2 protein-coding genes are annotated in these 3,712 nt (G+C 73.7%); one reads left to right on the top strand and one right to left on the bottom strand.

Annotated features, from left to right (window positions below; all coding sequences use genetic code 11):
- Positions 1-1,209, top strand: a 1,209-nt coding sequence (gene metK / locus CCN72_RS10075; protein WP_143664071.1) for a methionine adenosyltransferase, incomplete at its 5' end; no start/stop codon positions are given.
- Positions 1,210-1,264: 55 nt separating this feature from the next.
- On the opposite strand, the gene CCN72_RS10070 is transcribed toward metK, so the two are convergent.
- A partial coding sequence (locus CCN72_RS10070; protein ID WP_086807216.1) for a tetratricopeptide repeat protein occupies positions 1,265-3,712 on the bottom strand: 2,448 nt, incomplete at its 5' end.

The raw sequence follows: 3,712 nt of genomic DNA, 5'->3' as shown, positions 1-3,712 counted from the left end.
TCCGTGACCGAGGGCCATCCCGACAAGATCGCCGACCAGATCAGCGACACCGTCCTGGACGCCCTCCTCAAGGAGGACCCGACCTCACGGGTCGCCGTGGAGACCCTGGTCACCACCGGTCTGGTGCATGTCGCGGGTGAGGTGACGACCACCGCGTACGCCCCGATCGCGGCCCTGGTGCGGGACCGCATCCTCCAGATCGGCTACGACAGTTCGCTCAAGGGCTTCGACGGCGCCTCCTGCGGCATCTCCGTGTCCATCGGCGCGCAGTCCCCGGACATCGCGCAGGGTGTGGACACGGCGTACGAGTCCCGTGTCGAGGGCGCCGCCGCGGACGGGGAGTGCGACGAGCTGGACCGCCAGGGCGCGGGCGACCAGGGCCTGATGTTCGGCTACGCCTGCGACGAGACGCCGGAGCTGATGCCCCTGCCGATCACCCTGGCCCACCGGCTGGCCCGCCGGCTGTCCGAGGTCCGCAGGAACGGCACCCTGCCGTATCTGCGCCCCGACGGGAAGACGCAGGTCACCATCGAGTACGACGACGACCGGCCGGTCCGCCTCGACACGGTCGTCGTCTCCGCGCAGCACGCCGCCGACACCGACCTGGACGCGACCCTCGTGCCGGACATCCGCGCGCAGGTGGTGGAGCCCGAGCTGGCCGCCCTCGGCATCGACACCGAGGGCTACCGGCTGCTGGTCAACCCCACCGGCCGGTTCGAGATCGGCGGCCCGATGGGGGACGCGGGCCTGACCGGGCGGAAGATCATCATCGACACGTACGGCGGCATGGCCCGGCACGGGGGCGGCGCGTTCTCGGGCAAGGACCCGTCCAAGGTGGACCGCAGTGCCGCGTACGCGATGCGCTGGGTCGCCAAGAACATCGTGGCGGCCGGTCTGGCCCGGCGGGCCGAGGTGCAGGTGGCGTACGCGATCGGCAAGGCGGAGCCGGTCGGCCTGTTCGTGGAGACCTTCGGCACCGAGACGGTGCCGGTGGCGCGCATCCAGGACGCGGTGACCGAGGTCTTCGACCTGCGACCGGCCGCGATCATCCGCGATCTCGACCTGCTGCGCCCGATCTACGCCCAGACGGCCGCCTACGGTCACTTCGGCCGCGAGCTGCCCGACTTCACCTGGGAACGGGTGGACCGCGCGGAGCGGCTGCGGGCGGTGGCGGCTTCCGGTGGGGAGCCGGGAGCGGCGGAGGGCTGAGCCGGAGGCGCCGCCGGGAGGACCGGTGAACTCCGGTTTGCGAAGGCGGGGTTGCTCAGCCGACCCGAGCGCCCGGGTCCCGCGGGGAGGCCTGTTCGGCGGGGGCCGGGGTGGCGGGCGTGGTGCCGGGGGCGGCCGTGGACGGGCCGGGCGCGGTCGTGAGCGGGCCGGGCGCGGTCGTGGGCGGGCAGGGCGCGGTGACGGTCGTCGTCCCGGGGGCCGCGGTGTCCGGGCCGCCGGCCTCGATCATCAGGTCCTCGGTCCGCTCCAGCCAGGTCCGGGAGCCGAGTTCGGCGAACAGGTCGCGCGCCGCCTCCAGATGGCTGGCGGCCAGCTGGTGATCGCCCCGCACCAGGGCGATCTCGGCGAGCGCGTAGCGCGACCTGGCCTCGACGACCCGCTCCCCCACCTGCCGTGACAGGTTCAGCGCGCGGGACAGCGTGTCGGTCGCGCTGTCCAGCCGCTTCTCCCGGCGGCGGAGCGCGCCGAGGCCGTACAGCGCGTACGCCTCGCCGATCCGGTCCCCGCTGTCCCGCACGATCCGCAGGACCTCCCGCAGCGCCTCCTGGGCCTGCCGGGGCTGGTCGAGCGCGAGGTGCAGCTCGGCGAACCGCTGGAGCACCTGCGCCTGGACGCGCAGGCAGTTCTCCTCCCGGGAGATGGTGAGGGCCTGTTCCAGCAGGGTGCGGGCGCGCTCGGTGTGCCCCGAGGCCAGCCACCAGCCGGCCAGGCTGCGCAGGATGTGGGCCTCGCCGATCCGGTCGCCCACCAGCCTGGTGATGGCCAGCGCCTCGTCGTACTTCTCCCGCATGGCGGCGTCGTCCCCGCGCACGCTGTCCAGGTAGGCGGCGTTGCGCAGCACCAGGGCGCGCCCGTGGTCGTGGCCCTCCGCCTCGAACAGTTCACGGGCCCGGCCGAAGCGCTCGTCCGCCTGCTCCATCTGGGTCTGGAACATGTGCAGGGTGCCCAGGGAGTACGACATCGCGGCCTGGCCGATGCGGTTTCCGGCGCGGGCCGACGCCTCGTACGCCAGGCGCGTGGTCTCCTTCCAGTCGTCGAAGTACCCCTTGGCCTCGAACAGCGTGACCGAGGTGAGGGCGAGGTCCCAGCACAGCTCGTCCATGCCGGCCGCGGCGGCCTGCCGTACGGCCGTCACCAGCGCCCGGCGCTCCCCGCTCAGCCGCTCCATCGGCCGTCCGGCGGGCTCCACGTCGGCGTCCGCGGGGAGTTTCCAGCGCTCGGCGCGGCCGTGGATGATCGTGTAGTCGCCGCCGTACTCCTCCCGGTGGGCCTCCTCGACCAGGGAGAGCCAGCCGCCGAGCACCCGGGCCAGGGCGGCGTCCTGTTCCTCGGGGGGTTCGGTGGCGAGGAGTTCCTCGCGGGCGTAGGCACGTATGAGGTCGTGGAAGCGGTAGCGCGGCCGGAGCGAGTCCGGGTACCGCACGGTGTCCATGACCTGGGCCTCGACCAGGGCGTCCAGGGTGTCCTCTGCGGCGGCGAAGTCCGTGTCCAGCAGGGCGGCGGCGACCCAGGCGGGCGAGTCGGGGGCCTGGACCAGGGAGAACAGCCGGAACAGGCGCTGGGCGGTCGGGGGCAGCGCCCGGTACGTGAGGCTGATGGTGGAGCGCAGTTCGAGGCCGCGGTGGCTCAGTTCGTCCAGGCGGCGGCGCTCGTCCCGCAGCCGCTGGACCAGCCACTCGATCCGCCAGTGAGGGTGGGAGGCCAGCCGGGCGCCGGCGATCCGCAGGGCCAGGGGCAGCGCGTCGCAGAGGTTGACCAGTTCGACGGCCGTGTCGAGTTCCGCCTGGACGCGCTCGCGGCCGACGATGCCGGCCAGCAGTTCCAGGGCGTTGGCCATGTCGAAGGCGGCGAGGTCGATACCGCGGACGCCGTCGGTGCCGGCCAGCCGGGCCCGGCTGGTGGTGATCACCGCGCAGCCGCCGCTTCCGGGCAGCAGCGGGGTCACCTGCTCCGCGCCGGTCACACCGTCCAGGACCACCAGCACCCGGCTGTCCGCGAGCCTGCTGCGGTACATCTCGGCCCGCTCCTGGGCATCGTCGGGGATGGCTTTGGCCGGGATGCCGAGGGCCCGCAGGAAGCGGGCCAGCAGGGCGGTGATCTGCGCGTCGCCGGAGACGGTGTGCAGGTCGGCGTACAGGTGGCCGTCGGGGAAGTGCTTGCTCACCTCATGGGCGGCACGTACGGCGAGCGCCGACTTGCCCACCCCGCCGGGGCCGGAGATGTCCACGATCGGCACGGCGTAGCCCGGGCTCTCCGCGCGGGAGGAGGCCACGAGCAGTTCCTTGATCTCGTCGAGCTGGGCGCGGCGGCCGGTGAAGTCGCCGATGGTGGCGGGGAGTTGGCGGGGGATGAGACGGAAGCCGCTGTCCCGCGTGTCCGGGGTGTCGCGGGCGTCAGGGGTGCCTGGGGTGTTCATGGCGTCCGGGGTGTCCGGGGTGTCCGGCCGGGCGGCGGGGTGTGCGGGGACGGTCCGGTGCGGCGG

The organism is Streptomyces murinus, assembly GCF_002154555.1.
Taxonomy (GTDB): Bacteria; Actinomycetota; Actinomycetes; order Streptomycetales; family Streptomycetaceae; genus Streptomyces; species Streptomyces murinus.
Note: the sequence above shows the minus strand (reverse complement) of the source record. Positions and strands in the feature narration are given on the sequence as shown.